We start from the raw sequence: 25,727 nt of genomic DNA, 5'->3' as shown, positions 1-25,727 counted from the left end.
TGCCCGAGGTTCGACCGACGTGCCGACCCTGTTCCGTTTCTTTGCCACCCTCGCGATCCTGGCGGGTCTGGTCTACGCGGCCATGTTCGCGCTCGCGCATTTCGTCCAGCCGACGCCGCGGGAGATGAGCGTGACCATCCCCGCCTCGAAGCTGCAGCCGGGCAACCGTTGAGCGGGTCTGAGAGCGGCGGCGACGCCGCCCGGGCACCCCGTCCCGAGGTCGCCGAGTACCTCGACATGCTGGCCGCCGAGCGCGGGGCCGGCCTCAACACCCTGAGCGCCTACCGGCGGGACCTCGACGACTACCTCGGTTATCTCGCGCGCTCGGGCACGGCGCTCGGCGACGTGGATGCCGGCACGCTGCGAGCCTTCCTCATCGACCTCGAGACGCGGGGCCTGAAGGCGTCCTCGGCGGCGCGGCGCCTGTCCTGCGTCCGCGGTTTCCACAAGTTCCTGTACGCCGAGGGCGGTGCCGAGAGCGATCCGAGCGTCGCGGTGTCCGGTCCGCGCCGGGGGCGCGCGCTCCCCAAGGTGCTGTCGATCGCGGAGGTCGACCGGCTGCTCGCCACGGCGCAGGCCGCCGCCGGCGCCGACCAGCCCCCGGGCCCGGCCCGCCGGGCGCGCCGGATGGTGTGCCTGCTCGAGCTGCTCTACGCCACGGGCCTGCGCGTCTCGGAACTGGTCGCCCTGCCCCGCACGGCGGGCGCGAGTCGCGAGCGCTACCTGATCGTCAGGGGCAAGGGCGGCCGCGAGCGCCTCGTGCCCCTGACCGAGGCGGCCCGCGCCGCCATGGCGGCGCATCTTCCGGCCGTGCCGGAGGATTCCCCGTGGCTGTTTCCCGCCGACAGCGACAGCGGCTACCTCACCCGGCAGGCCTTCGCCCGCGATCTCAAGGTGCTGGCCGCGGCGGCCGGTCTCCACCCGGACCGCGTGAGCCCCCACGTGCTCCGCCACGCCTTCGCCAGTCACCTCCTGCAGAACGGCGCCGATCTGCGCATCGTCCAAGAGCTTCTCGGCCATGCCGACATCTCGACGACGCAGATCTACACGCACGTGCTCGACGAGCGCCTGAAGGCGATGGTCCGCGATCTGCATCCGCTGATGGATCGCTGAGCGGTCCTGCGCGGAACGCCTGGCAACTCCTGGTGGGTCGCCCCAATTGTATAGGTTTAGCGAACTGCCTAAGAGTAGCCCCTCGCCATACCGGTACGCGAGCCCGTCTTTACCAGAGAGAGTTTTCCTATGTCAGGCCCCACGGCCTCGCAGGTCGGCATCGAGCCGGACCGGGCGGGGCACACGCGTGCCGACCAGCTTTCCCAGCAGGAGCGGCAGCGCCTCGACAACCAGCTGTGCTTCGCGGTCTACGCCGCCGCGCACGCCTTCGGCCGCGCCTACCGCAACCTTCTCGGGCGCCACGAACTGACGTATCCGCAATACCTCGTCCTGCTGGTTTTGTGGGAGCAGGACGGATTGTCGGTCAAGGAGATCGGGAACCGCCTATTCCTGGACTCGGGGACGCTGACACCGCTCCTGAAGCGCCTGGAAGCCTCCGGGCGGGTGCGCCGCGCCCGCGACCGGGTCGACGAGCGTCAGGTCAGTATCTTCCTCACCGCCGCCGGCGAGGCCTTGCGCGATGAACTCGCCTGCCTTCCCGACGAGGCGGGCGGCATGACCGGCCTCGATATTCAGGGCCGCAAGGATCTGCTTCACGATCTCGTCACCCTCAGGCTGAGCCTGCAGGCCGGGCTCATGCCTGATTGAGGCCGACGCGCCTGGGCCGGGAGCGGCCGGGTGGCCGCTCCCGTCTGCGCGCGGGCCTGCGCCTCAGGACTGCGTCTTGAGGTAGGCGATGACGTCGTTGATCTTCTTGTCGTCGGGGTAGCCCTGGAAGATCATCTTGGTGCCGGGCACCTTCGCCTTCGGGTTCTTCAGCCACTCGTGCAGGTTGGCCTCGTCCCAGGTGATGCCCGAGTTCTTCAGGGCGGCCGAGTAGTTGTAGCCCTCGTAGGTGCCCGCCTTGCGGCCGACGACGCCCTTCAGGTCGGGACCCACGCCGTTCTTCTGGAAGTTGTGGCACGCCTTGCAGGGGGCGAACGCCTTCTCGCCGGCGGCGGCGTCACCGGCCTCCTGGGCCTGCGCGGCGAGGGGCATGACAACGGCAAGGACGGCGCCGAAAACGAGTGAACGCATGGATTTCCTCCTGTTGGCCGCCGCTGCGGCAGCGATGCGGGCAGAGCTTGGCTGCCTGGAACAGCTCTAAATGAATCTGCCCGGCGGGCGCAACGGCCTAGGTGGGATGGCCGTCGGCCGCGGGCCGATCTGCGGCCGTTCCAGGTCGCCGCTTCCCTCAACACCGCGTGATCGGATTGGCTCCGCGGGACGGCCGCGGCGCCGCTCTCTCAGGCCCCGTGATAGGTCCGGTACCAGTCGACGAAGTGACCGATCCCCGTCTTCAGCGGTGTGGCGGGCCGGAAGCCGGCATCCCGCACGAGATCGTCGATGTCGGCGTAGGTCGCTGGAACGTCGCCGGGCTGCATCGGCAGAAGGATCTTCTCTGCTTTGCGGCCCAGCGCGTCCTCGAGGAGGGTGATCATCTCCAGGAGCGCCACCGGCTCGTTGTTGCCGATGTTGTAGATCCGGTAGGGCGCAGAACTCGTCCCGGGATCCGGCGCCGCGCCGCTCCACGCGGGGTCCGGCGCGGCCGGCCGTTCCGCCAGCGCCTGGATCCCCGCGACGATGTCGTCGATGTAGGTGAAGTCCCGGAGCATCCGCCCCTCGTTGAACACGCGGATCGGCTCGCCCGCCAGGATGGCGCGGGTGAACAGGTACAGCGCCATGTCGGGCCGACCCCAGGGACCGTAGACGGTGAAGAAGCGCAGACCCGTGGTCGGCAGGCCGTAGAGGTGGCTGTAGCTGTGCGCCATCAGCTCGTTCGCCTTCTTGGTCGCGGCGTAGAGGCTGAGCGGATGGTCGACGTTCTGGTGCACCGAGAACGGCATCGCCGTGACGCCGCCGTAGACGGAACTGGAGGAGGCGTAGAGCAGGTGCCCCACACCGCCGTGGCGGCAGGCCTCGAGGATGTTCAGGAAGCCGACGAGGTTGCTCGCCGCGTAGGCGTGCGGATCGGTGAGCGAGTAGCGGACGCCGGCTTGGGCGGCGAGATGGATCACCGTGCGGAACGCGTGGCGGCGGAACAGCGCGTCGAGCCCGTCGCGGTCGGCGAGGTCGAGGCGCGCGAAGCTGTAGCCCGGGAAGCCCGCGAGGCGCTGCAGACGGGCTTCCTTGAGCCGCACGTCGTAGTAGGCGTTGACGCTGTCCAGGCCGACCACCGGCCGCCCGGCCTCGAGGAGGCGCAGGGCGAGCTGGTTCCCGATGAAGCCGGCGACGCCGGTGATCAGAACAGGTGGCAGGGACATGCGCGCGGACCGACGGGCTGACTGGCCGCCCCGGGATCGAGCTGTAGCATGGGGTCGGTACGCGAGAAATCGGTCCGCTGTCGTGGACCTGCTCATGCCCCGCGCGGCTTGTCGCGCGGGCGCGTGACCCGCTAGGCTCGCGGCTGCCGTGCAGCCCGACCCCAGACCGCTCCCCGACAGCCTGACGCGCCTGCTCGCCGCGCCGAAGCCGCGCCCGGTCCGGGCGCGTCCGAGGCCTTCGCGGCAAGACGGTGCGCTACGGGCGCGGGAGACGCACTCCGCGCACGCCGCACTCGAGACGGCGATCCTCCGCGGGTTCGTGTTCGGTCTCTCGGGCCTCGTCTGGCTCGTGGTGCTGGCGCTGTCGGTCCGGCACATCGCGCACTGAGGACGGCCGTGGCCCTCGCGCGGGGCTGTGGATATCGGTGGTGCGCCGGTTCGCCCGCGTCTTCATCAGTACGTGAACGGCCAAGTTCGCTATTGAGGCGGCCAGACCGGGGGCGGCTCGACGGCGAGGATGGGACGATGTCTCTGACGGGGCGTTTCTGGTTCCGGAAGACCTGGACGGGACGGCTGGTACTCCTGGTCGAGGAGGAGCGCCCTCGCTGGTTCGGCCGCGGGTCCGGCAAGCCGCGCTGGCGCAACGCCAAGCTCCTCGACTTCGCCGAGCCCGAATTGCGGCCGCTGATGGCGATGGAGAAGCAGCATCGCGCGGGCGGCGTCACCGGCCAGGTCCGGTCGCTCCGCCCGGTCCCGTCCGCGCCGGAGGCGCGGGCCGCGAACGGCTGAGGGCCGACGGGGCGGGTTGCGCCGAGGGCTGGTCCGGCGCGCGGCCGTCACCACCTGTAGCGGGTCGCTCCGCTCCAAGTGGCGCCCCTGCAACCGGTGAAGGCCATGCCGCGCTACTTCTTCCACACGCAGATCGGCGAGGACGTCATCTCCGATCCGACCGGGATCGAGCTGCGGGATCCGGACGCGGCCTGGGAGGCGGCGCGGGAGACGATCCGCGCCGCCCTGCGCCACCCGCAGGATCAAGCCCGGCTGATGACCGCGTGCCTCGTGGTCACGGACGCCGACGGCGAGGTCGTGCTGGAATTCCCATTCAGCGAGGCCGTGGCGCTGCCCGCGGACGGGACCCCGACGCGTCACTGAGATCGACGACGCGCGCGTTCCGCGCCCTACATCGCGCCGCAGCCAACCGGAACGGAGCTGCGCCCGCATGGATACGCCACCGAACGACCTCGATGCCCGCGCCCTCGGCCGGGCCGCGCCCGCCAAGGGGCTGGCCCGGGAAACCTGCCCCTACGCGGAGGGGACGGAGGCGCGCACGCTCTGGTTGTCCGGCTACGACGAGGCGCTGGCTGAGGGCGAGACGCCCGTCACCGGCGGTCTCGCCAAGCACCCGGTCGACGGATCGTCCCGCTGATGGACGCCCGGACCGCACCGCATCCCGGCGCGCATCATCCCGCCCTCGACCGCAAGTCGGTCGGGGCCGTCGTCCTGGGCAACGCCCTCGAGTTCTACGATTTCACCGTCTACGCCTTCTTCGCCAAGCCGATCGGCGAGGCCTTCTTCCCGGCGAACGACCCGACCCACAGCCTGCTGGCATCGCTCGCCCTGTTCGGCATCGGCTACGTCATGCGGCCCATCGGCGGCGTGCTGATCGGCGCTTTCGCGGACCGGGCCGGCCGCAAGCCCGCGATGCTGATCACCATCGCGCTGATGGCGGTCGGCATGGTCCTGCTGGCCGCCTGCCCCTCCTACGCGACGATCGGCGGCTGGGCGCAGGTCATCGTCATTGCCGGCCGCCTCGTGCAGGGTCTCGCCCTCGGCGGCGAGGTCGGCCCCTCGACGGCCTTCCTGCTGGAAGCCGCGCCCTCGGACCGGCGCGGCTTCGTGACGAGCTGGCAGATCGCGAGCCAGGGCTGCGCGGCCCTGTTCGCAGGGATCGTCGCGACCGCCCTGGCGCTCGCGGTCGGCGATCAGGCGATGGCGCAGTGGGGCTGGCGGCTGATGTTCGCCCTCGGCCTGTGCGTCGTGCCAGTCGGCCTCGTCATCCGCAGTCACCTGCCCGAGACGGCCGGCGCCGGGGAGGATCCGCACGCGGCGGCCTCGACGACGGCGGTGGTCGGCCGGCTCCTGCGCGAGCACGGCCGCCTGCTGGGCCTGACCTTCCTGGTCATCGCGGCCTCGACCGTGTCGAACGCGGTCGGCACCAACATGCCGGTCTTCGCCGGCGCAACCCTCGGCCTGAGCGAGACCGCCGCCACGGCGGTGCCGATCGCGCTCGGGCTCGCCTCGGTGATCTTCCCGCTGCTCGGCGGCTGGCTGGCCGACCGGTACGGGCGGCGACCGGTGATGATCTGGCCGCGGGCGCTGATCCTGATCCTGGCGATCCCGGCCTTCGCCTGGGTGGTGCGGGCGCCGAGCGCCGCCAGCGTCTACGCGGTCACCTTCCTGCTCTCGGCCCTGTCGTCCATCAACGCCGCGGCGGTGATCGTCGGCATCCCCGAGGCCCTGCCTCGGGCGGTGCGCAGCGCCGGATTGTCGATCGTCTACGCGGTCTCCGTCTCGGTGTTCGGCGGCAGCACCAACTACGTGGTGAACTGGCTGATCGCCGCGACCGGCGACCGGCTCGCGCCGGCCTACTACCTCGCCGCGTTCAGCCTCGTCGGGACGATCGCGGCTGTCCTGCTGCCCGAGACGCGCGGGCGCGACCTCGACGCCGAGTCCGAGGCGTGATCGGCGGGTTCGGGCCATCGCGGATCATGTATGCATAAATCGCATCGCGGCGCCCCATCCATGCGTCCGACGCGGAGCCTGCGCCCCGGGTATGTGCGCTCGCGCACGGATCTCGCCGCGGAGGAGCCGGATGCCGTGTTCAACGCTAGGTAGGCAGGCGCGGCGGGCCTAGACCGGCGCGATGCCCACGCCCTCAGAGACGCGCCGCCCGCTGGTCCTCGCCGCGGTGATGGCGGCGATGTTCATGATCGCCATCGAGGCGACGATCGTCTCGACGGCGATGCCGCAGATCGCCGGCCAGCTCGGCGACCTCCACCTCTACGCCTGGGTGTTCGCCTCCTTCCTGCTGACCCAGACGGCCACCACGGTGGTGTTCGGCAAGCTCTCGGACCTGTACGGGCGTCGGCCGGTGCTGCTGTTCGGCATCGCGGTGTTCCTGGCGGGCTCACTCCTGTGCGGGCTCGCGTGGTCGATGCCCTCGCTGATCCTGTTCCGCCTCATCCAGGGCGTCGGCGCCGGGGCGATCCAGCCGGTGAGCCTGACCGTCGTCGGCGACCTGTACGCGGCGCGGGAACGCGGCCGGGTCCAGGGCTATCTCGCCAGCGTCTGGGGCATCTCCTCGGTGGCCGGCCCGCTGGTCGGCGGCCTGATCATCGGTCACCTGAGCTGGCCCTGGATCTTCTGGATCAACCTGCCGGTCGGCGTGATCGCGGCCGGCCTGTTCCTGCGCTTCCTCCACGAGGGCGTCGAGCGCCGCCCTCGCCAAATCGACGCGATCGGCGCGGCCCTGTTCACCGCCGCCATCGCGGCGCTGATGATCGCGCTGACCGAGGCGGGCGAGTCGGCCGAGGCCGCCCTGTGGCCGGCGCTGGCCTTCGTGGTGGCCGCGCTCCTGTTCGTCGTCCAGGAGCGGCGCGCGCCGGACCCGATGCTCGACATTCGCCTGTGGATGCAGCGCCCCATCGCCACCGCCAACACCGCGACGCTCCTCTCCGGCATGACGGTGATCGGGCTCACGGCGTTCCTGCCGATGTACGTGCAGGGCGTGCTGCGGCAATCGCCCCTGATCGCCGGCCTGACCCTGACCCTGATGGTGCTCGGCTGGCCGATCGGCGCCACCACGGCGGCGCGCAGCTTCGTCCGGTTCGGCCTGCGCCCCATCCTGCTGGTCGGCGCGACGCTCCTGCCCCTCGGCGCGGTCGCCTTCGTGGCGCTCGGAACGGACACCTCCCCGGTGGTGGCGGCCTGCGGCTCGGTCGTGATGGGGCTCGGCATGGGCTTCCTGTCCACCGCCGCCATCGTGATCATCCAGGACAGCGTCGCCTGGGCGCAGCGCGGGGCGGCGACGGCCTCGAACATCTTCTCGCGCAACCTCGGCTCGACGCTCGGCGCGACCGTCCTCGGGGCCGTGCTGAATTACCGGCTCGCCAATCCGTCGAGCGGCCCGGCGGTGAATTCCGATCAGCTCCGCCGCCTGCTCGACGATCCGGCAAGCCTCGGGGCCGGCGGGGAGGCGATCCGGGGCGGCCTGCAGCACGCGCTGCACGGCACGTTCTGGACGGTGTTCGCCGTGGCGGTGCTGACCCTGCTCCTGTCGCTGCTGGTCCCGCCGGTGGCGATCTCCAACCGGCCGCGCGAGCTCGCCGTGGAGTAGGCGGCGGAACCTTCCGATAGGACAGACGGCGCCGCTGTCGCGGCCAGCCCGGCTCGGGACGCGAACGAGCCCGTCTCCACAGCGGCCCTTTGACTGTCCCGCCGGAGCCCCCTAGCGTCCGGCCATGCCCCTCGTGCCGCCCCCGCGCCCCGCAGCCCAGCCCGCGGCGGACATCCCGCCGACCAGCGTGCTCAACGCGAACCAGCCGGAATGGTCGGTGGGCGAGCTCGCGGGCGCCCTGAAGCGCACCCTCGAGGACGCCTTCGGGCACGTCCGCCTGCGCGGCGAGATCTCGGGGTATCGCGGCCAGCACGGCTCGGGCCACGCCTACTTCTCCCTGAAGGACGGGCAGGCGCGGATCGACGCGGTGGTCTGGAAGGGCGTGTTCGGACGACTTCGCCAGAGACCTCAGGAGGGTCTGGAGGTCGTCGCCACCGGCCGTATCACGACCTTCGCGGGCAAGTCCTCGTACCAGATCGTCATCGAGAGTCTGGAGCCTGCCGGGCTCGGCGCCTGGATGGCGCTCCTGGAGGAGCGCAAGAAGCAGCTCGCCGCCGAGGGTCTCTTCGCGCCGGACCACAAGCGGCCGATCCCCTACCTGCCGCGGGTGGTCGGCGTCGTCACCTCGCCGACCGGCGCGGTGATCCGCGACATCCTCCACCGGCTGGAGGACCGCTTCCCCCGGCCGGTCCTGGTCTGGCCGGTGCGGGTTCAGGGCGACGGCGCGGCCGAGGAGGTCGCGGCCGCGATCCGCGGCTTCAACGCCCTCCCGGCCGAGGGCCCGATCCCGCGCCCGGACGTGCTCATCGTGGCCCGCGGCGGCGGCTCCATCGAGGATCTCTGGGCCTTCAACGAGGAGTGCGTCGTCCGCGCCGCCTTCGCGAGCGCGATCCCGCTGATCTCGGCGGTGGGGCACGAGACCGACACCACGCTGATCGACTACGTCTCGGATCGCCGCGCGCCGACCCCGACGGGCGCCGCCGAGATGGCGGTGCCGGTCCGCGCCGACCTGATCGCCACGGTGGCGGACCTGGCGGCCCGCGGCAGGGGAGCGGTCGGGCGCCGGATCGACCGCGACCGCTCCGACCTGCGCGCTCTCGGGCGCGCCTTGCCGAGCGCCGACGCCCTGCTGGCGGCCAAGCGCCAGCGGCTCGACCTCGCCGAGGCGCGCCTCGCCCCGGCGCTCGCGGCGGGCGCGAGCCGCCACCGCGCGCGGCTCCAGCTCCTGCTCGACCGGATGGCCCGGCGCTCGCCCGACGTGGCCCTCGCCAACGCACGCGCGCGGCTGGCGCGGATCGACCACCGGCCGCTCCACGCCCTGCGCAACGATGTCCAGCGCAAGGGCGAGGCCCTGATCCAGCTCGGACGACGCCTCGTCGTCGCGCGCGAGGCCAGCCTGGAACGGGCCCGGGCGCTGCAGGCGCGCCGAACCGACCGGCTGCTCGCGCTGTCGGAGCGCCTCGCCCAGGCGGGTGCGCGCGGCATCGAGCGGCGCCGCGACCGGCTCGACGGTCTCGCGGGCCTGCTTGGCTCCCTGAGCTACCGCGCGGTGCTCGACCGGGGCTACGTGCTGGTGCGCGACGCCGCGGGGCTCCCCGTCCGCCGCGCGGCGGCGGCGGCGGCGGCGCAGCGTCTCAGCCTGCAATTCGCCGACGGGACCGTGACGGCCGTGCCCGACGGGACGGACGATCCGTCCTTGCCGGTCGATCCGTCCCGGCCGGCGAAGCCCGGACGTCGCGGCGGCGCGGCCGCACCGGCGGCGCCGGGCAAGCGGACCGGCACGCGCCCTGCCGCGACGCGGCAGGGATCGCTGTTCGACGCCTGAGACGACGGCCGGGGCCGGATGAAGGAACTGGGCCGAGCCCCCCACCGCGTCTCAGCTAGGCTCCGGGCCGACCCGATAGTGATAGCGGTACAACTCGTGCTCGAAGCCGAGGGTGCGGTAGAGCGCCCGTGCCGGCGTGTTCGCGGCGACGACCTGCAGGCAGGCGGCCCGGGCGCCCTCCGCCCGGCCCCAGCGCAGCAGCGCGCCGACCGCGCGCCGGGCATGGCCGCGGCCCCGCAGGGGTTCGGGCGTCGCCACCGCCTCGATGACCATCAGCTCGCGATCGAGCACCCCGAAGGCGATGGCGCCGATGCCGCCCTCGGCCGCGGCGGCCGCGAAGGCCCGCGGCAGGGCCAGGGCGTTGACGGTGTCGCGGAACACCTGCGCGGCCGCGGCATCGGCGCGGTTCACCGCGTCGCGCAGGGCCAGCCAGTCCGGCCCCGGCGCCGCGGCGACTGCCACCGTTGGATCGGGCGCGGTCGGCACGTCGTCGAGGGCGCGGATCAGCGTGCAGGTCTCGTCGACTACGGTGTAATCGCCGCCGGCGAGGAGCGGCTCCATCTGCGGCGCAATCGCCGGCACGCGGAAGATCGGGCGCTGTCCCAGGCGTCCGTAGATCGCGCGCGCGGCCTCGACGGCCGGTCCGGGCGCGCCGCTGCCGCGCATGGGGTTCACGGAATTCTGCCGCTTCGAGCGGCCTCCGGCGGCGCGCAGCAGATAACCGTGCACTAGGAGCTCGCGCGGGCTCGGCCAAGCGTTGAGGCAGGCCTCCTCCACGCGCCAGGCCTGTTCGAGATCCGCCATCGCCGCCTCCTCCGACCCTCCTGATCGCACGCGGTCACGACTGGGCCAACGGGTCCGGGACAAGACTTCGCGCATGCGGCGTCGCGTACGCTTGAAGCATTGTGGCGCCGCGCGATGTCTCGGCGATGTCTGAACCCGAAGTCCTGTTCTGCCTGCACTTCCTGGGCGGAAGTGCCCGAAGTTGGGAGCGTCTCGCGCGCGCCCTCGACGGGATGCCGTTGACTTGCGTGCCGGTAGACTTGCCGGGATTCGGCGACGCCGCGGACACGCCGGGCTATTCCGTCGCCGCGATGGCCGATCACGTGGCCGAGGCCATCCGCGCGCGGGCACCGGCGCGGTTCGGAATCGCCGGGCACAGCATGGGGGCCAAGGTGGCCCTGGCGCTCGCGCGCCGGGCCGAGGACGGCGAGGCGGGACTGACGGGCCTCACCGACCTCATCCTGGTCTCCGGCTCGCCGCCGAGCCCGGAGCCGATCCCGGAGGACCGGCGTGCCGAGATGCTCGCCTGGATCGACGCGGACCCCGAGACTCGGCGCCGCGAGGCCGAGGCCTTCGTGCGCGCCAACGTGGGCGACGGCCTGGATCCGGAGACCGAGGCGCGGGCGGTGGCCGACGTCCTGCGGGCCGAGCCCGCCGCCTGGAAGGCGTGGCTCGAGGAGGGCGCGAACGAGGATTGGTGCCGCCGCATCGGGATCCTGCGCACCCCGGCGCTGATCCTGGCCGGTTCCGAGGATGCCGACCTCGGGCCGGACGCGCAGCGGTCCCTCACGGTGCCCCATCTCGCGCACCATCACCTCGTCACCGTCGACGGCGTCGGCCACCTCCTGCCGCTAGAGCGACCCGCCGCCCTGGCCGACCACCTGCGCGCCCATCTCGGCGACCGGCCACGCCGGTCCGTGGAGGCCGGCCCGGCGGTCCCGCCGGACTACGCGGCGCTGATCGCCTCCGAACGGGTGAACAGCCGCCTGCGCGGCACCCTGGCGGCGCGCGCCGCGCCGGACGATCCCGCCTATCAACCGGCGGCCCTCGACGCGGTGGAGCTCGCGATCCTGCGGGCCGCCCTCGCCCGCGCGATGCCGGTTCCGCACCTCGATCTGGCCGCCCGCCTCGACCGGCGGCTGGCATCCGGCGACGGCGATGGCTGGCGCTTCGCGGCGCTGCCGCCGGACGCGGAGGCCTACCGCGCCGCCCTGCGCACCCTCGACGCCGCCGCCCGCGTCGCCCGGGACCGCCCCTTCGTCGCCCTCGACGCGGCCGAGCAGGACGGGCTGCTCACCCTGTGCGAGCGCGCGGGGCTGAAGGTTCCGGAGAGCCTCGGTGGACGCCTCGACGCCGACCGGATGCGGTTCTGGTTCGAGGATCTCCGTGCCGACGCGGTCCGTCTCTGGCTCGGCCACCCGGCAGCGCTGGCGCGGATCGGCTTCTCGGGCATCGGTGCCGGCGGCGACCGGCCGGGCGAGATCGCCGACGACCTGCCGGGCTTCCGCGCCGTCGGGCTCGACGCGCCGGAACCCTGGGAGCCACGGGCGCTGCGGACGGAGGCGGGACGATGAACCTCGCGGGGATGCGGACCTACCGCGCGGACGAGGTCGTCGACGCGGTCGTGGTGGGGACCGGCGCGGGCGGCGCGCCGCTCCTCGCGCGCCTCGCCGCTTCGGGGCTGAAGGTCGTGGCCCTGGAGGCCGGACCGAACTTCACGCCGGAGCGCTTCGCCTTCGACGAGACGCTCGCGGACGAGATCTACTGGACCGAGGAGCGGCTGAGCGGCGGCTCGACTCCGGAAGCCTTCGGGGCGAACAACAGCGGCACCGGCGTCGGCGGCTCGACGCTGCACTGGGGCGCCTTCGTGCCCCGGGCCGACGCCCGCGACCTGCGTCTGCACACGGAGTCGGGGGAAGGTGTCGACTGGCCGCTGACCTACGAGGACCTGCTCCCGTTCTACGAGCGGGTCGAGCGGTTCCTCGGCGTCTCGGGCGCGCAGAGCTACCCGTGGGATGCCGACCGCCGCTATCCCCTGCCCCCGGTCCCGCGCAACGGTCCGGCGCAGATCATGGCCCGGGCCTGCGAGGCCCGCGGCATCCGTTGGGCGGACGCGCCCGCCGCCGTGGTCTCGCGGGACTTCCAGTCCGAGGACGGACCGCGCCGCAACGCCTGCATCAATTGCGGCTTCTGCCACCAGGGCTGCCGCACGGGCGCCAAGGCCAGCATGGACGTGACCTACCTGCCCTACGCGGTCGCCCGCGGCGCCGAGATCCGGGCCGAGGCCTTCGTCCACGGCCTGGAGCGCGGCGCCGACGGCCGGATCACCGGCGTGGTCTACCGGCAGGACGGCGCGGAGCGGCGGCAGCGCTGCGGCGCGGTCTTCCTCTGCGCCGGGGCCGTGGAGACGCCGCGCCTGTTGCTCCATCTCGGGCTCGCCAATTCCAGCGGCCAGATCGGGCGCAACTACATGGGCCACGTGGCGACGCAGGTCTGGGGTACCTTCGACCACGAGGTGCGCATGAACCGGGGCTACCCGTCCTCGCTGATCACCGAGGACTTCGTCCGCGCCGGCGCCGACTTCGCGGGCGGCTACCTGATCCAGAGCCTCGGCGTGGTGCCGGTGACCTTCGGCAACTCGGCGGCGCGGGGGCGCGGCCTGTGGGGGCAGCCGCTCCTCGACTACCTCGACCGCTACAACCACCTCGCCGGCATCGGCATCAACGGCGAGACGCTGCCCTGCGACGCCAACGTGCTGACCCTCGCCGACGAGACCGACGCGCACGGGATGCGCAAGGCCCAGATCAGCTTCGGCTACAGCACCAATGAGAACCGCCTCAACGCGCACGCCACGAAGGTCATGCGCGGACTCTGGGAGGAGGCGGGGGCGGACGACATCTGGGTGCTGGAGCGCGTCGCCCACACCCTCGGAACCTGTCGGATGGGCCGCGACGGCTCGAGCGCCGTGGTCGACCCGCACGGCCGCAGCTTCGACATCGACAACCTGTGGATCTGCGACGGCTCGACCTTCCCGAGTTCGCTCGCGGCGAACCCGGCCCTGACCATCATGGCGCTCAGCCTGCGCAGCGCGGAGGCGTTCCTGGCCGGCGGCCCCTGAGTCGGCTCAGCCCGCGGCGACGCGCAGGTCCGCGAGCCCGCGCCGCTGGCGACCCGCCCCGTCGAAGTTCGACGGGTCCAGCCACGCCGCGAAGCCGGCGCGGACCCGCGGCCACTCGGCGTCGGTGATGGAGAACCACGCCGTGTCGCGGGAGCGGCCCTTCACCACCACGGCGTTGCGGAAGATGCCCTCGAAGGTGAAGCCGAGCCGCAGCGCCGCCGCCCGGGACGGGGCGTTGAGGCTGTCGCATTTCCACTCGTAGCGTCGGTAGCCGAGCTCGTCGAAGGCGCGGGCCATCATCAGCGCCATGGCCTCCGTGGCGGCGGGCGCCCGCTGCAGCCGCGGGCCGAAGTGGAGGTGGCCGACCTCGATCACGCCGTTGCCGGGATCGATCCGGAGATACGAGGCGATCCCGAGGGCGTCGCCGCTCGCGGGATCCAGGATCGCGTGGAACAGCGGGTCCTCGCTCGCCTGCTGCGTCGCCAGGCGCGCCCGATAAGCCTCCGCGCTCTCCGGCATCTCGTCGCCGAGATAGGTCCAGCCGCGCGTGTCGGGGGCGGCGCTGTAGGTGGCGTAGAGCGCGTCCGCGTGCGCCGCGGCGTCGAGGGGTACCAGCCGGCAGAACCGGCCCTCCATCAGCGCGCGGGGCGGACGCGGGCGCGGGCTCCAGTCCGGCAAGGCCGGGCCAATGGGCTGGCCGAAGCCGTTGAGGCGCGCGCTCACAGCCCGCTCCGCTCGGCGACTAGCCCGGCGAGACCCGCCTCGCCCTCGGCGCGCAGCCCCGCGATGACCCCGTGTCGGTCGGCCTCGGGCCTGTTCTGGCTCATCTTCCACTTCCCCTCGATCCGCGTGATCGGAATCTCGATGCCGAGGATCCCCCGGACCTGCGCGGCCACGAAGGGCGCCGGCGCGTCCGCGACCGCCCACGGCTCGGCCCGGGGCGCCTCACGCAGAGCGGTGAGGTCGGCGATCTGGCGCCCGAGCCAGTCCGCATCCTCGATCACCCGCGGCCGGCCCCAGGCGTGGACGGTGGCGTAGTTCCAGGTCGGGACCACCCGGCCGTGCTCGCTCTTGCTCGCGTACCAGCTCGGCGTGACGTAGCCCTGAGGCCCCTGGAACACGACCAGGCACTCTTCCGCCGCGGCGAGATCCTGACCCTGCGGGTTGGCGCGGGCGAGGTGCGCCCGCAGCACCCCGTGGGGACCGGCATCGTCCAGCAGGAACGGGATCGGGTTGGCCGTCAGGCCACCCGCCCCGGCGGTCACCAGCAGGCCGAGCGGGTTGGCGCGGATCAGCGCGTGCTGCGCGGCGCGGGAATCGTCCCGGAAATGCGGCGGCTGGTACATGGGCCTGTCCTGCGGCGGTCGTGCGGACCCGTGCTTGACCGTTCGGCGGTCCAGGCGAAAGGTCCAATTCTCGAACTGCGACTGGACCAATTTGCTGCATGGCCCGGGCTCCCCTGCCCCTGACGCTGACCCTCGACGCCGCGGCCGCGGCGCCACTGCACGCCCAGCTCCGGGAGGCTCTGCGCGCGGCGATCCTCGAACGCCGGCTGCCGCGCGGGGCCCGGCTCCCGGCCTCGCGGGTCCTGGCCGCCGACCTCGGCTGCGCGCGCGGCACCGTCGTCCTGGCGCTGGAGCAGCTGACCGCCGAGGGCTACCTGACGGCGCGGCCGGGCTCCGCGACGCGCGTCGCCGCGACCTTGCCGGACGACGCGCTGCCGGCGCCCGGTCCGCTCCGGCGGCCGGGCACCGAGCCGGCCCCGAAGCTGTCCCGGCGGGGCACCCGCCTCGTGGCCGCGCCGCCGCGGCGCTACATGGCGGGTCCGGCGGTGCCCGACGCTTTCGCCCTCGGCCGGCCGGCCCAGGACGCCTTTCCGTTCGAGGTCTGGGGCCGCCTGCTCCAGGCCGAATGGCGCCACGGCCCGACCGAGCGGCCGGACCCGCGCGGCTCGCCGGCCCTGCGCGGCGCCATCGCCGCCTATCTGGGCCAAGCGCGCGGCGTCGCCTGCGAGGCCGACGACGTCATCGTCACCGCGGGCATCCGCCAGAGCTTGCGCCTGCTCGCCGAGCTGCTCCTGGATCCCGGCGAGGCCGCCCTGGTCGAGGAGCCCGGCTTCCCCGGCATCGCGCAGGCCCTCGCCAGCGCGGGCCTGAACCCGATCCCTGTCCCGGTCGGTCCCGGGGGCCTGTCGGTGACCCCGGCCGCCGCGCGGACGCCCGGCGCGCGGCTCGCGGTGGTGACGCCGGCCCACCATTACCCCCTCGGGCACGCCATGAGCCTGGAGAACCGCCTCGACCTCCTGGCCTGGGCCGAGGCGGTCTCGGGCTGGGTCGTGGAGGACGATTACGACGGCGCCTACCGCTATGCCGGGCGCCCGCTCGCACCCCTGCGCACCCTCGATCGCGGCGGCCGGGTGATCTACGTCGGCAGCTTCTCGAAGCTGCTGCTGCCCGCCCTCGGCCTGAGCTACCTCGTGCTGCCCCGCGGCCTCGTGGCACCCGTCAATCAGGCGCTGGCCGAGACGGGCCCCGCCCCGCCCGGGATCGGCCAGTGGGCGCTGGCGCGCTTCATCGAGGACGGACACCTCGCCGGTCATCTCCGGCGGACCCGCCGCCTCTACGCCCTGCGCCAGGAGGCGCTGATCGAGGCCGCGCGCCGCCACGCCGGGGACGTCGCGGCGGTCGCCGCCATGGAGGGCGGGATGCACGTCATCGCCCGGCCGGGACCGGCCTGGGGCCCGGCCCTGGGCGACGTGGCCGCCGCGGCGGCGCTCGGGCGCGCGGGGATCTCGGCGGTCGCGCTCTCGGCCTACCACGCCGGGCCGGCGGAGCCGGGCCTGCTCCTCGGCTACGCCGCCGTGCCGGAGCGGGCGATCGAGCCGGCCGTGCGGCGCTTGGCGGAGACCCTGCGCGGTGCGCCGGATCCCCGTCCGAACGGCCACCCTCGAGACGCGCTCAGTGCACGATCGCGCCCGTCTCCATGAACCGGTTCAGCCGCTCGATCAGCGGCGCGACCATCACCCGCTCGAGCTGCGGCAGCAATCCGCGCCGCGCGTGGGCCACGTTGGCCTCGGCCTGTTCCCGGGCGAGGCGATGCCAGCGTGCCCGGTCGTCCCGGCACGCGGCCCAGGCGCGCTCGATCGACCGGAACACGAGCGGCAGGCGCTCGGCCGGGTCGGGCACGAGGTCGTAATGGTGGTCGATCAGGCCGCCGAAGGTCTGGAAGCCCAGCTCGGACAGCCGCTCCACGGCGCGCGGCGCGCCCACCGTCACGAAGGGCAGGCCCGTCGCCGCCGCCTTGAGGGACTTCTCGGTGATCCGCTCGACGCCCGGCTCGAAGAAGTCGGTCTCCGAGATGACCGTGAGGTCGCACGCCGCGTAGGCGCGGGTGTCCAGGGTCATGACCATGTCGGTGCCCTGATCGGCATCGATCCGCCGCGCCCGGCGCGGGATCCAGCTGCCGACATCGGCGAGCAGCGGCCCGAAGGCCGCCTCGATCTCCGGCGGCGCGTGGAAGACGTTGATGCCGCCGGCCTTCGGGTTGTCCTCGCCGATGCCGTGGAAGGAGATCAGCCCGTCCCGGTCCAGCCCGCTGAGCTGGAACCAGCGGTAGAGCAGCACCCGGTGCCAGCGCAGGGCCGCGTTCTGGCAGAGGAACCGGGCCGGGCCGGCGGCGCGGGCGAAGGGCGCGTAGCCGGTGCGGTCGAGGGGATGCTGGGGGAAGAGCCGCGGACCCGCGGCGTCGTCCAGCCAGAGGGCGACCTGGAGCGGGAAGAACTCGAAGATCCAGAACCGCAGGCCCTCGCCGTAGAGGCGCTCGTAGTCGAGCCGCAGCAGCCGGTTCTGCGTGACCAGGATCACCCGCTCGCGCGGGATCGCGCGTTCTTCGAGGTTCCGGTGCAGTGCCTCGAAGGTCGGCGCGTGCAGGCCCGGCCCCTCGTTCGAGAGGTCGAGGAGCAGCGCGGCGCGCCCGGCGCGGAGGTTCTCGGCATCCCCCGGTTCGAGGAGGTCGAGGCGCCCGTTCGCCTCCGGGAAGCCGAGGCGCACGAAATCGAGGACCGGCAGGCAGAGGACGTGGTTCGCCGGGCCGGGTTGGGCGGTGACGGTGACCCGCTTGCCCAGCCAGCCGAGGGCCGCCGGCAGGAAGTGCCCGGCCTCGCCCCGGGGAACGAGCAGGATCTCGGACGGGACTGGCCCGGATAGGACTTGGCTCATCGTGACGCCCGCGCGGCCGGTTCGGACGCGGTCCGCCGCCGCGGGACCGCGCCGAGCCGGATAAAGCCTCGGCGCGGGGGCGTCGAGGTCAGGCCGGGACCGGCTCGGCGGCGCGCACCGGGGTCGGCCCGGCCCGGTAGGCCGCCGAGGCCTCCTCGGTCCGCCAGCAGGCGACCCGGTGGCCGGGCGCGATCTCGGCGACCGGCGGCATCTCGCGGCGGCAGCGCTCCTCGGCCAGGAAGCAGCGCGGCGCGAACGGGCAGCCCGGCGGGCGGTTCGCGAGATCCGGCGGGCTGCCCGGGATGGTCTCGAGCCGCGAGCCCTTGGCGAGCGCCCCTTCCGCCCGGCTGCGCAGCAGGCCGATCGTGTAGGGGTGGTGCGGGTTCAGCACCACCTGATGCGCCGTGCCGGTCTCGACGATCTTGCCCGCGTACATCACGGCGATCCGGTCGGCGACCTCCACGGCCGCGCCGAGGTCGTGGGTGACGATCACGATCGACAGGCCGAGGTCGCGCTGCAGCTCGCGCAGGAGCAGCAGCACCTGGATCTGCACCGTGGCGTCGAGCGCCGTCGTCGGCTCGTCGGCGAGCAGCACCTGCGGCCGGCAGGCCAGCGCGAGCGCGATCATGGCCCGCTGGCGCATCCCGCCCGACATCTCGTGCGGGTAGTTGTCGAGGCGCCGCTCCGGGCTCGGGATCCGCACCCGCTCGAACAGGGCGAGCGCCCGCTTGCGGGCCTCGTCCCTGGAGATCGTCTCGTGCCGCAGGATCGCCTCGGTGATCTGCCGGCCGACCGTGTAGACCGGGTCGAAGGCGAGCAGCGGCTCCTGGAAGATCATCGAGACGTCGCCGCCGCGGAAATCGGCGAGCTGGCGCCGGGTCAGCGCCTGCACGTCCTTGCCGGCGGCCCGGATGCCGCCCTCGATCCGGCTGCGCCCCTCCGGGAACAGCCGCAGGATCGCCCGCAGGGTCACGCTCTTGCCGGAGCCGGACTCGCCGATGAGCGCCAGCGCCTGGCCGCGCTCCAGGGTCAGGTCGACGCCGTCGACGACCTGGACCTTGCCGAAGGCGACGCGCAGGTCCTTCAGGGCGACCGCGGGTTCTGAACCGGACATCGGGGTACTCATGCTGCCAGCGCGCCCGCGGGGGCCGCGGAGTGGCCCGAGCCGGGCTGCCGGGCGAGGCAGGCGACGCGGTGCAGCGGCCGGATCGTGTCGAGGGGCGGCTCCGTCCGGCCGCAGACGTCCTCCGCCAGGGCGCAGCGCGGGTGGAAGCGGCAGCCCGCGGGCGGGTCGATCGGGTTCGGCGGGTCGCCCGCGAGCAGCGCCGCCTGGGTGCGGTTGTCGGGATCGAGCGACGGCATCGAGGCGAGCAGCGCCTCGGTGTAGGGGTGCGCCGGCGCGTCCAGCACCGTGTCGGACGGGCCGATCTCGGAGACCCGGCCGAGATACATCACCATGACCCGGTCGGAGATGAAGCGCACGACGTTGAGGTCGTGGCTAATGAAGATGTAGGTCAGGCCGAACTCGGCCTTGAGGTCGAGGAGCAGGTTCAGGACCTGCGCCTCCACCGACTTGTCCAGCGCCGAGACCGCCTCGTCGAGGAGCACCAGCCGCGGCTCCAGGGCGAGGGATCGGGCGATGTTCACCCGCTGGCGCTGGCCGCCGGAGATCTCGTGCGGGTAGCGGCCGGCGAAGCGCTTCGGCTCCAGGCCGACCCGGGCGAGCAGCCCGCGGGCGCGCTCCACCGCCTCCCGGGCGGGCACGCCGTTGACCTTCGGGCCGAAGGCGATCGACTGCTCGACGGTCATGCGCGGGTTGAGCGACGCGTAGCTGTCCTGGAACACCATCTGGGCCTGGCGGCGGTAGGACCGCCAGGGCATGGCGCGCTCGCCGACCGCTTGGCCGTCGTACAGCAGCGTGCCGGAATCGCGCTCGATGAGGCCCATCAGCAGCTTGGCGGTGGTCGACTTCCCGCAGCCGGACTCGCCGACGATGCCGAGCGTCTCGCCCTTCAGGACGTCGAAGTCGACGCCGTCGACCGCGCGGACCACCTGGCGCTTGCCGCCGGCCTTGCGGACCGGGAAGTGCTTCACGAGGCCCGAGACCGAGAGGAGCGGCTGGGCGGGTCCGCCGCGGTCGCGGGCGAACGGGTCGGGGGCGTCCGGGATGACGCTCACTGGCGAATCTCCATGGCGGACCGGAGGCCGTCCGAGAACAGGTTGAAGGCGATCGAGACGATGAAGATGCAGACGCCCGGGAGGGCGGCCACGACCGGGTTGACGTAGATCGCCGTGCGCAGGGTGTTGAGCATCAGGCCCCATTCGGGCTCGGGCGGCCGCACGCCGAGGCCGAGGAAGGACAGGCCGGAGGCCAGGATCATCGACACCGAGATCAGGCTGGTCGCGTAGACGAAGATCGGCCCGACGACGTTGCCGAGCACCTGCACGCGCATGATCGTCAGGGCCGAGGCGCCCGACAGCTTGGCGGCGTCGATGTAGTCGCGCTTGCGGATGCCCGTGGTGACGCTCTCGGCGACGCGGGCGATCTGGGGCACGAACACGCAGGTCAGCGACACGATCGAGTTGAAGATGCCGGCGCCGAGCGCGCCGGACAGCGCGATCGCCAGCAGCACCGACGGGAAGGCGAAGAACACGTCGATGGTGCGCATCAGGATCGTGTTGGTCCAGCCGCCGACGTAGCCGGCGAGGATCCCGATCCCGGAGCCGATCACGAAGGCGATCAGCACCGGGGTGACGCCGATGAACAGCGACAGCCGCGAGCCCAGCATCAGCCGGCTGATCATGTCGCGGCCGAGCTCGTCCGAGCCCAGCCAGTAGGTGGCGTCGCCCACGTGCTTGAGGCGGCGCAGCATGGAGCCCTTGTAGGGGTCCATGGGCGTGATCCAGGGCGACAGGATCGCGATCAGCACGACGATCAGGATCACGGCGCCCGCGCCCATGGCGACGGGGTCGCGCACGAGCCGGTGGCCGACATGGCCCCAGAAGCCCCGCGACGGGGCGAAGGCGGCATCGGGCCCGTGGGCCACGTCCTCGGCGGCGAGCACGCCGCCGTCGAGGGCGACGGAGGCCGCGGTGACGGGAGCGGTCATCATCGGGCTCCGGCTCAGGCGCGCTCGATGCGCGGGTCGAGGGCGGTCTGCATCACGTCCACCAGCAGGTTGAGGACCACGAAGAACATCGCCAGCACGAGGATCGAGCCCTGGAGCAGGGGCAGGTCGCGCTGGAAGATCGCGGCGTTGAGGAGGAAGCCGGTGCCGGGCCACGCGAACACGGTCTCGACCAGGATCGAGCCGCCCAGCAGGTAGCCGAGCTGCAGGCCCATGATGGCGAGCGCCGTCGGGGCGGCGTTGCGCACGACGTGGCGGAACACGCCGCGCTCGTCCATGCCCTTGGCGCGCAGGGCCTCGACGAAGTCCTGGGACAGGATGTCGGCCACGAGCGCCCGGACCGTGCGGGCGATGATGCCCATGGGGATCACCGACATCGTGATCGCCGGCAGGATCAGGTAGCGCAGGTGCTCGAAGTCGGGGCGCCAGTTGCTGGAGCCGTCGGGCCCGGCCCCGGTGGGCGGCAGCCAGCCGAGATTGGCCGAGAACACGATCACCAGGACCATGCCGAGCCAGTAATGCGGCACGCTCACGCCGAAGACCGACACGGCGGAGGCCGCGCGGTCGGCCAGCGAGTTGCGGTGATAGCCCGCCACGAAGCCGAACAGGGTGCCGAAGGTGAAGCCGATCACGGTCGCCACGGAGGCGAGGATCAGCGAGTTCACCACGGCGCGGCTGACCTCGCCGAGCACCGGCCGGCCGGTGGCGATGGAGGTGCCGAGATCGCCGTGCAGCACGTGCCAGAGCCAGATCAGGTACTGGACCGGCAGGGGCTTATCGAAGCCGTAGGCGGCCCGCATCTCGTCGATGGTGGCCTGGGTGGCGTCGGCGGGCAGGACCGCGCTGAGGGGATCCCCCGGCGCGAGGTGGACGAGGAGGAAGCAGACGACGCTGACCCCGAACGCCACGGGCGTCACGTAGACCAGCCGTTTGAGGATGTAGAGCAGCATTCAAGGCCCTGTTGTCACGCCCGACCGTAAGGGCTCTCCTCCCCGCGCGAGGGAGGAGAGCCGCGTCTCGCTACCGCCCCGCGGTCGCCATCGTGATCTTCGAGAAATCCTGGAACCAGTTCTGCGCCTGGACGAAGCCCTTCACCTTGGGGCTCATCGCCCGCGGATTGACGTCGTGCGTGATCATGACGAACAGCGCGTCGTCGACGTACTTCTCGTGAACCTTTTCCAGGACTTTCGTCTGCTCGGCCTTGTCGAAGGTGTTGCGGACCTGATCGAACAGCTTGTCCATCGCCGGGTCGCAGTAATAGCCCCAGTTCGTGCCGTTCGGCGGAGCGAAATTGCACTGCAGGTGGCGGATGAAGCCGGTGAACGGGTCCTGGATGAAGTAGGAATAGTTGATCGCCGAGACGCCGCGGGAGATGTCGGCCTTGGCGCCGGCCCGCCAGATGTTGATGAGGGTGTTCCACTCCACGACCTCGTAGTCGACCTGGATCCCCACGTCCGCGAGGTTCTGCTGGACGAACTCGTTCATCGGAAGCGGCTGCATCTGGCCCGAGCCGGAGGCCGAGATCGCGACCTTGATCTTCAGGGGCTTGGCCGGGCTGTAGCCGGCCTCGGCCAGCAGCTTCTTGGCGGCCTCCGGATCGTACTTGATGTCGAAGGTCGGGTGGCCGAACCACTGGTGGCCGGGCGGCATGAAGCCCTTGGCGGGGATGGCGAGGCCGCCGAGCAGCTCCTTCAGGCCCTCGCGGTCGATGGCGAGGTTCGCCGCCTTGCGGACGCGGATGTCGTTCCAGGGCGAGCCCTCGACCCGCGACAGATGCCACGTCCAGTTGTGCGGGTAGGCGTTGGTGACGATGGTGAAGCCGGCGCTCTTGAGCGAGGCCACGGCATCCGGCGCGGGCGCCTCGATCCAGTCCACCTGACCGGAGCGCAGGGCCGCGGTCCGGGCATTGGCCTCCGGCAGCGGGATCAGCACGAGCTTGTCGAGCTTCGGGACGCGGTCCTTGTCCCAGTACTCCTTGAACGGGACCATCTCGGCGCGCTCGCGCGGGGCGAACAGGGTCAGCTTCCACGGGCCGGTGCCCGAGGGCTGCTTGGCGAAGGCGTCCCAGGACTTGCCGAGCTTCTCCCACTGGGCCGGCGACGACATCATGATCCAGGCGATCTGGTAGGGCAGCGTCGCGTCGGGGGCCTTGGTGGTGATCTCGACGGTCAGCGGGTCGACCGCGCGGTAGCTCGCGACCGCCGGGATGCGGGTCTTGCCCTGCGCGGACTGGCGCGGGTCGTATTGCGGCGCGTCGGCCTTCAGGAGCTTGTCGAGGTTCCAGACCACCGCGTCGGCGGTGAAGTCCGAGCCGTCGTGGAATTTCACGCCCGGCCGGAGCTTGAAGGTCCACTTGGTCTTGTCGGCGGCGTCGACGCCCCAGCTCGTGGCGAGGCCGGGCACGAGGTCGGAGGCCAGCTCGGCGCTCGACAGGTCCCAATTGATGAGCCCGTCATAGACCGTGTAGCCCATGAACCGCATGCCCTCGCCGCCGTTGTCGGTCTGGCCGGTGGTCAGCGGGATGTCGGAGGCGGTCATGCCGATCCGCAGCGTCCCCTGCGCGAGGGCAGCGGTGCTCGCGGAGAGCGCCAGGGCGCCGGCCAGCGCCGCACGGGCGCCGAGTTTTCTCAGACGGGACAGCATCTTGGGTCGGGTACTCGCGTTGGTCCGCGCCAGACGGCACGGAATACGCTCGACCTTATGCAAGCCCGCGGCCACACGCCCCGCCGCGGGGGCGCGGGCCGGTTGCGCCTACGCGGCGTCGATCAGGCTCACGTGGGCGGCGACCACCCGCCAGCCCTCCGGGAAGCGCGCCCAGGTCTGGCTCTGGCGGCCGATCTTGCCCGGCGCGCTGGCGCGGGTGAACAGCGTCATCGCGGTGGCGAAGTCGCGCCCGTAGGTGGTGATCTGCGTCTGCGCCAGGGTCCTCTCCAGGCCCACCGGGGAGCGGGCCCGGCGGAAGGCGCGGATCGCGTCCATGCCGTAGAGGTTCTCGCCGATCCCGTAGCGGATGGTCAGCGGATCGTCCCGGAACAGCGCCTCCAGGGTGGGGACGTCGTTGGTGGTCAGCGCCGTCTCGTAGGCCCGGAACGCGGCCTCGACTTCGGCCTTCACGGCGGGATCGTCGATGATCATCGGGCAAGCTCCGCGACGGGCGACGCGCTGACGCCCATTCGTTCGAGGTGGTGCGCCACGCGCAAGGCGAGATCCTCGCGCCAGGGAGCGGCGATGACTTGGACCCCCAGCGGCAACCCGGCGTCGAGCCGGATCGGCGCCGCCACGACCGGGAGGCCGATGAAGGAGATCGGCTGCGTGAAGACCCCGATATTGGCGCGCACCGGCAGCGTCACGCCGTCGAGGACGAAGTGGGTCTGGCCGCCCCGCGGGGCGCGGCAGGGCGTGGCCGGGGCCAGGATCACGTCGACGGTCTCGAACAGAGCGAGCACCCGCGCCCGGTACCAGCGGCGGAAGCGCTGCGCCCGCTCCACGTGGGGCGCCGGGATCATCGCCCCGGCGATCAGCCGGTCGCGCACCGCCGGGTCGAAATCCTGCGGCCGGGTGCGGAGACGGTCGAGGTGTAGCGTCGCGCCCTCGGCCGCGGTGATCAGGTACGCGGCCGCGCGGGCGCGGTGCGCCTCCGGCAGCTCGACCGTGCGCCGCGCGCCCAGGGCCTCGGCCGCGCGCGCCACCGCCGCGAAGGCCTCCGGATCGCCGCCGCGGGCGAAATAGCCGCCGGCCACCGCGACGCGCAGCCCGTCCAGGCCCGCGTCGAGCCCGGGCAGGACCGGCTCGGCCGGGCGGAGCGTCGCCACCGGATCGTCCGGATCGGGACCCTGCATGGCGTCGTAGGCGAGCGCGAGGTCGGTCACGCTCCGCGCCATCGGCCCGAGATGATCGAGGCTGCCCACGAACGGGAAGCTCCCGGCCCGCGACAGGCGGCCGTAGGTCGGCTTGAGGCCGAAGCAGCCGCAGAAGGCGGCCGGGACGCGGATCGAGCCGTTCGTGTCGGAGCCCAGGGTCAGGGGCACCATCCCGGCGGCGAGGGCCGCGCCCGAGCCGCCCGACGAGCCGCCGGTCATGTGATCCAGGGCGTGCGGGTTGTGGGCGTCGCCGTCGTGGATGTTCTCGCCGGTGAAGTCGTAGGCGTACTCGCCCATGTTGAGGGCGCCCACGAGGATCGCCCCCGCGGCCTCCAGGCGCCGGACCAGGGCGCCGTCCCGCTCGGCCGGCGGCCGCTCCCGGTTGATCTTCGATCCGGCGCGGGTGGGCAGGCCGTCGATGTCGATCAGATTCTTCACCGCGAAGGGCACGCCGGCCAGCGGGCCCGGCGGCGACCCGTTCCGCAGCGCCGCGTCCTGCGCGTCGGCCCGGGCCAGGGCGCGGGCGGACAGCACGTCGGTGAAGGCGCCGACCCGGCCGTCCAATCGGCCGATCCGGTCGAGCGCCGCCGCGACGACCTGGCGCGCGGTGGTTCGACCCTCCGCGACCGCTGCGGCGATCGTGGCGGCCGTCGCGGGGCTGCTCGCGCTCACGCTTCGAACCTCGGCGCCGCGTCGATCTCGTCGGCGAGCGGGAAGGCCTCCACCAACTCGGCCGCGGCGGCCAGGACGCGCAGGTTCGCGGTCACCGGCGCGATCCACGCCGGATCGAGGGTGAGGCCGAGAAGGGCCGCCGCGGCCGCGGCGTAGCTCTCGGGTTCGTACGGGGGGGATGTCTCGGGCATGGCGTTCCTCAAGCCGACCGCACGGGTCGCATCGATCGCGGCTAGCAGGCCCCGTGCCGCGAGCGCCCCGGCGCCTCCGCCCGCTGGCCGGGCGATCTGCCCAGAGCGTAGATGGGGTATT

The 25,727-nt window shown here is 72.7% G+C and carries 27 protein-coding genes; 13 read left to right on the top strand and 14 right to left on the bottom strand.

Going from position 1 to position 25,727, the window contains the following annotated elements; translation table 11 throughout:
• Nucleotides 1–19 precede the first annotated feature (19 nt).
• The 3 genes from ME121_RS14430 to ME121_RS14420 all read left to right on the top strand — a co-directional run bounded on the left by ME121_RS14430 (nt 20) and on the right by ME121_RS14420 (nt 1,761).
• Nucleotides 20–172, top strand: a complete 153-nt coding sequence (locus ME121_RS14430; RefSeq protein ID WP_012317685.1) for a hypothetical protein — start codon at nt 20–22, stop codon at nt 170–172.
• Nucleotides 169–1,113 carry a site-specific tyrosine recombinase XerD gene (locus ME121_RS14425; RefSeq protein ID WP_041372255.1) on the top strand — a complete coding sequence of 315 codons (945 nt, stop codon included), beginning with the start codon at nt 169–171 and terminating at the stop codon, nt 1,111–1,113. Before ME121_RS14430 ends, ME121_RS14425 begins: the two co-directional genes overlap by 4 nt.
• A 129-nt stretch (nt 1,114–1,242) precedes the next feature.
• On the top strand, nt 1,243–1,761 hold the full coding sequence (locus tag ME121_RS14420; protein ID WP_012317683.1) for a MarR family winged helix-turn-helix transcriptional regulator: 519 nt from the start codon (nt 1,243–1,245) through the stop codon (nt 1,759–1,761).
• Nucleotides 1,762–1,824: 63 nt separating this feature from the next.
• On the opposite strand, the gene ME121_RS14415 is transcribed toward ME121_RS14420, so the two are convergent.
• Together ME121_RS14415 and ME121_RS14410 are read right to left on the bottom strand one after the other, a co-directional pair.
• Nucleotides 1,825–2,190 (bottom strand): c-type cytochrome, encoded by a 366-nt coding sequence (locus tag ME121_RS14415; protein WP_024831013.1) that lies wholly within the window; start codon nt 2,188–2,190, stop codon nt 1,825–1,827.
• A 209-nt stretch (nt 2,191–2,399) separates the two neighbouring features.
• Nucleotides 2,400–3,416, bottom strand: a complete 1,017-nt coding sequence (locus tag ME121_RS14410) for an NAD-dependent epimerase (RefSeq protein WP_024831014.1) — start codon at nt 3,414–3,416, stop codon at nt 2,400–2,402.
• Nucleotides 3,417–3,564: 148 nt separating this feature from the next.
• Between ME121_RS14410 and ME121_RS14405 the strand changes: the two genes are divergently transcribed.
• The 7 genes from ME121_RS14405 to xseA all read left to right on the top strand — a co-directional run bounded on the left by ME121_RS14405 (nt 3,565) and on the right by xseA (nt 9,637).
• Nucleotides 3,565–3,804 carry a hypothetical protein gene (locus ME121_RS14405; protein ID WP_059409051.1) on the top strand — a complete coding sequence of 80 codons (240 nt, stop codon included), beginning with the start codon at nt 3,565–3,567 and terminating at the stop codon, nt 3,802–3,804.
• A 137-nt stretch (nt 3,805–3,941) separates the two neighbouring features.
• Nucleotides 3,942–4,205 (top strand): hypothetical protein, encoded by a 264-nt coding sequence (locus ME121_RS14400; RefSeq protein ID WP_012317679.1) that lies wholly within the window; start codon nt 3,942–3,944, stop codon nt 4,203–4,205.
• Nucleotides 4,206–4,310: 105 nt separating this feature from the next.
• Nucleotides 4,311–4,568, top strand: a complete 258-nt coding sequence (locus ME121_RS14395) for a DUF6894 family protein (RefSeq protein WP_024831017.1) — start codon at nt 4,311–4,313, stop codon at nt 4,566–4,568.
• Nucleotides 4,569–4,635: 67 nt separating this feature from the next.
• Nucleotides 4,636–4,842 (top strand): ribosome modulation factor, encoded by a 207-nt coding sequence (locus tag ME121_RS14390; protein WP_059409050.1) that lies wholly within the window; start codon nt 4,636–4,638, stop codon nt 4,840–4,842.
• Nucleotides 4,842–6,158: an MFS transporter gene (locus ME121_RS14385; RefSeq protein ID WP_059409049.1), complete on the top strand. Its 1,317-nt coding sequence runs from the start codon at nt 4,842–4,844 to the stop codon at nt 6,156–6,158. The genes ME121_RS14390 and ME121_RS14385 overlap by 1 nt, the downstream gene beginning before the upstream one ends.
• 181 nt (nt 6,159–6,339) lie before the next feature.
• A complete protein-coding gene (locus tag ME121_RS14380; protein ID WP_059409048.1) occupies nt 6,340–7,812 on the top strand; it encodes an MDR family MFS transporter in 1,473 nt (490 codons plus the stop codon).
• Nucleotides 7,813–7,936: 124 nt separating this feature from the next.
• Entirely contained in the window at nt 7,937–9,637 is a 1,701-nt protein-coding gene (gene xseA, locus ME121_RS14375) for an exodeoxyribonuclease VII large subunit (RefSeq protein ID WP_059409047.1), read from the top strand.
• A 51-nt stretch (nt 9,638–9,688) separates the two neighbouring features.
• On the opposite strand, the gene ME121_RS14370 is transcribed toward xseA, so the two are convergent.
• Nucleotides 9,689–10,441, bottom strand: a complete 753-nt coding sequence (locus tag ME121_RS14370; RefSeq protein WP_012317673.1) for a GNAT family N-acetyltransferase — start codon at nt 10,439–10,441, stop codon at nt 9,689–9,691.
• 125 nt (nt 10,442–10,566) lie between these two features.
• Here ME121_RS14370 and ME121_RS14365 point away from each other — a divergent pair, with 125 nt between their 5' ends.
• Nucleotides 10,567–11,994 carry an alpha/beta hydrolase gene (locus ME121_RS14365; RefSeq protein WP_059409046.1) on the top strand — a complete coding sequence of 476 codons (1,428 nt, stop codon included), beginning with the start codon at nt 10,567–10,569 and terminating at the stop codon, nt 11,992–11,994.
• Complete coding sequence (locus tag ME121_RS14360) at nt 11,991–13,538, top strand: GMC family oxidoreductase (RefSeq protein ID WP_012317671.1); 1,548 nt, start codon at nt 11,991–11,993, stop codon at nt 13,536–13,538. Before ME121_RS14365 ends, ME121_RS14360 begins: the two co-directional genes overlap by 4 nt.
• Before the next feature lie 6 nt (nt 13,539–13,544).
• Here ME121_RS14360 and ME121_RS14355 read toward each other — a convergent pair whose 3' ends face one another.
• Both ME121_RS14355 and ME121_RS14350 read right to left on the bottom strand, forming a co-directional pair.
• Entirely contained in the window at nt 13,545–14,261 is a 717-nt protein-coding gene (locus tag ME121_RS14355) for a GNAT family N-acetyltransferase (protein ID WP_059409045.1), read from the bottom strand.
• A complete protein-coding gene (locus ME121_RS14350; RefSeq protein ID WP_012317669.1) occupies nt 14,258–14,884 on the bottom strand; it encodes an FMN-binding negative transcriptional regulator in 627 nt (208 codons plus the stop codon). The genes ME121_RS14355 and ME121_RS14350 overlap by 4 nt, the downstream gene beginning before the upstream one ends.
• A 98-nt stretch (nt 14,885–14,982) precedes the next feature.
• Between ME121_RS14350 and pdxR the strand changes: the two genes are divergently transcribed.
• Nucleotides 14,983–16,524, top strand: a complete 1,542-nt coding sequence (gene pdxR, locus ME121_RS14345; protein WP_059409044.1) for a MocR-like pyridoxine biosynthesis transcription factor PdxR — start codon at nt 14,983–14,985, stop codon at nt 16,522–16,524.
• On the opposite strand, the gene ME121_RS14340 is transcribed toward pdxR, so the two are convergent.
• From ME121_RS14340 to ME121_RS14300, 9 genes are all read right to left on the bottom strand, one after another.
• Entirely contained in the window at nt 16,496–17,755 is a 1,260-nt protein-coding gene (locus ME121_RS14340) for a hypothetical protein (protein WP_012317667.1), read from the bottom strand. The genes pdxR and ME121_RS14340 overlap by 29 nt on opposite strands.
• A gap of 88 nt (nt 17,756–17,843) precedes the next feature.
• Nucleotides 17,844–18,869, bottom strand: a complete 1,026-nt coding sequence (locus ME121_RS14335) for an ABC transporter ATP-binding protein (RefSeq protein WP_043073152.1) — start codon at nt 18,867–18,869, stop codon at nt 17,844–17,846.
• An 8-nt stretch (nt 18,870–18,877) separates the two neighbouring features.
• Nucleotides 18,878–19,933: an ABC transporter ATP-binding protein gene (locus tag ME121_RS14330; RefSeq protein ID WP_012317665.1), complete on the bottom strand. Its 1,056-nt coding sequence runs from the start codon at nt 19,931–19,933 to the stop codon at nt 18,878–18,880.
• Entirely contained in the window at nt 19,930–20,865 is a 936-nt protein-coding gene (locus ME121_RS14325; protein WP_059409063.1) for an ABC transporter permease, read from the bottom strand. The genes ME121_RS14330 and ME121_RS14325 overlap by 4 nt, the downstream gene beginning before the upstream one ends.
• A gap of 14 nt (nt 20,866–20,879) precedes the next feature.
• The gene (locus ME121_RS14320; RefSeq protein ID WP_059409042.1) at nt 20,880–21,833 is read right to left on the bottom strand and encodes an ABC transporter permease; all 954 of its coding nucleotides are present in this window, start codon (nt 21,831–21,833) and stop codon (nt 20,880–20,882) included.
• Between the two features lie 70 nt (nt 21,834–21,903).
• Nucleotides 21,904–23,526, bottom strand: coding sequence for an ABC transporter substrate-binding protein (locus ME121_RS14315; protein WP_012317662.1), 1,623 nt, complete (start codon nt 23,524–23,526; stop codon nt 21,904–21,906).
• 108 nt (nt 23,527–23,634) lie between these two features.
• A complete protein-coding gene (hpxZ, locus tag ME121_RS14310) occupies nt 23,635–24,018 on the bottom strand; it encodes an oxalurate catabolism protein HpxZ (RefSeq protein ID WP_053622030.1) in 384 nt (127 codons plus the stop codon).
• On the bottom strand, nt 24,015–25,415 hold the full coding sequence (locus tag ME121_RS14305) for an AtzE family amidohydrolase (protein ID WP_024831029.1): 1,401 nt from the start codon (nt 25,413–25,415) through the stop codon (nt 24,015–24,017). Before ME121_RS14305 ends, hpxZ begins: the two co-directional genes overlap by 4 nt.
• Nucleotides 25,412–25,606 carry an AtzG-like protein gene (locus ME121_RS14300; protein ID WP_012317659.1) on the bottom strand — a complete coding sequence of 65 codons (195 nt, stop codon included), beginning with the start codon at nt 25,604–25,606 and terminating at the stop codon, nt 25,412–25,414. The genes ME121_RS14305 and ME121_RS14300 overlap by 4 nt, the downstream gene beginning before the upstream one ends.
• Between the last annotated feature and the right edge of the window lie 121 nt (nt 25,607–25,727).

It is taken from the genome of Methylobacterium sp. ME121, from assembly GCF_000974725.1.
GTDB lineage: Bacteria > Pseudomonadota > Alphaproteobacteria > Rhizobiales > Beijerinckiaceae > Methylobacterium > Methylobacterium radiotolerans.
The sequence above is the reverse complement of the archived record's forward strand: the minus strand, read 5'-3'. Positions and strand labels throughout refer to the sequence as shown.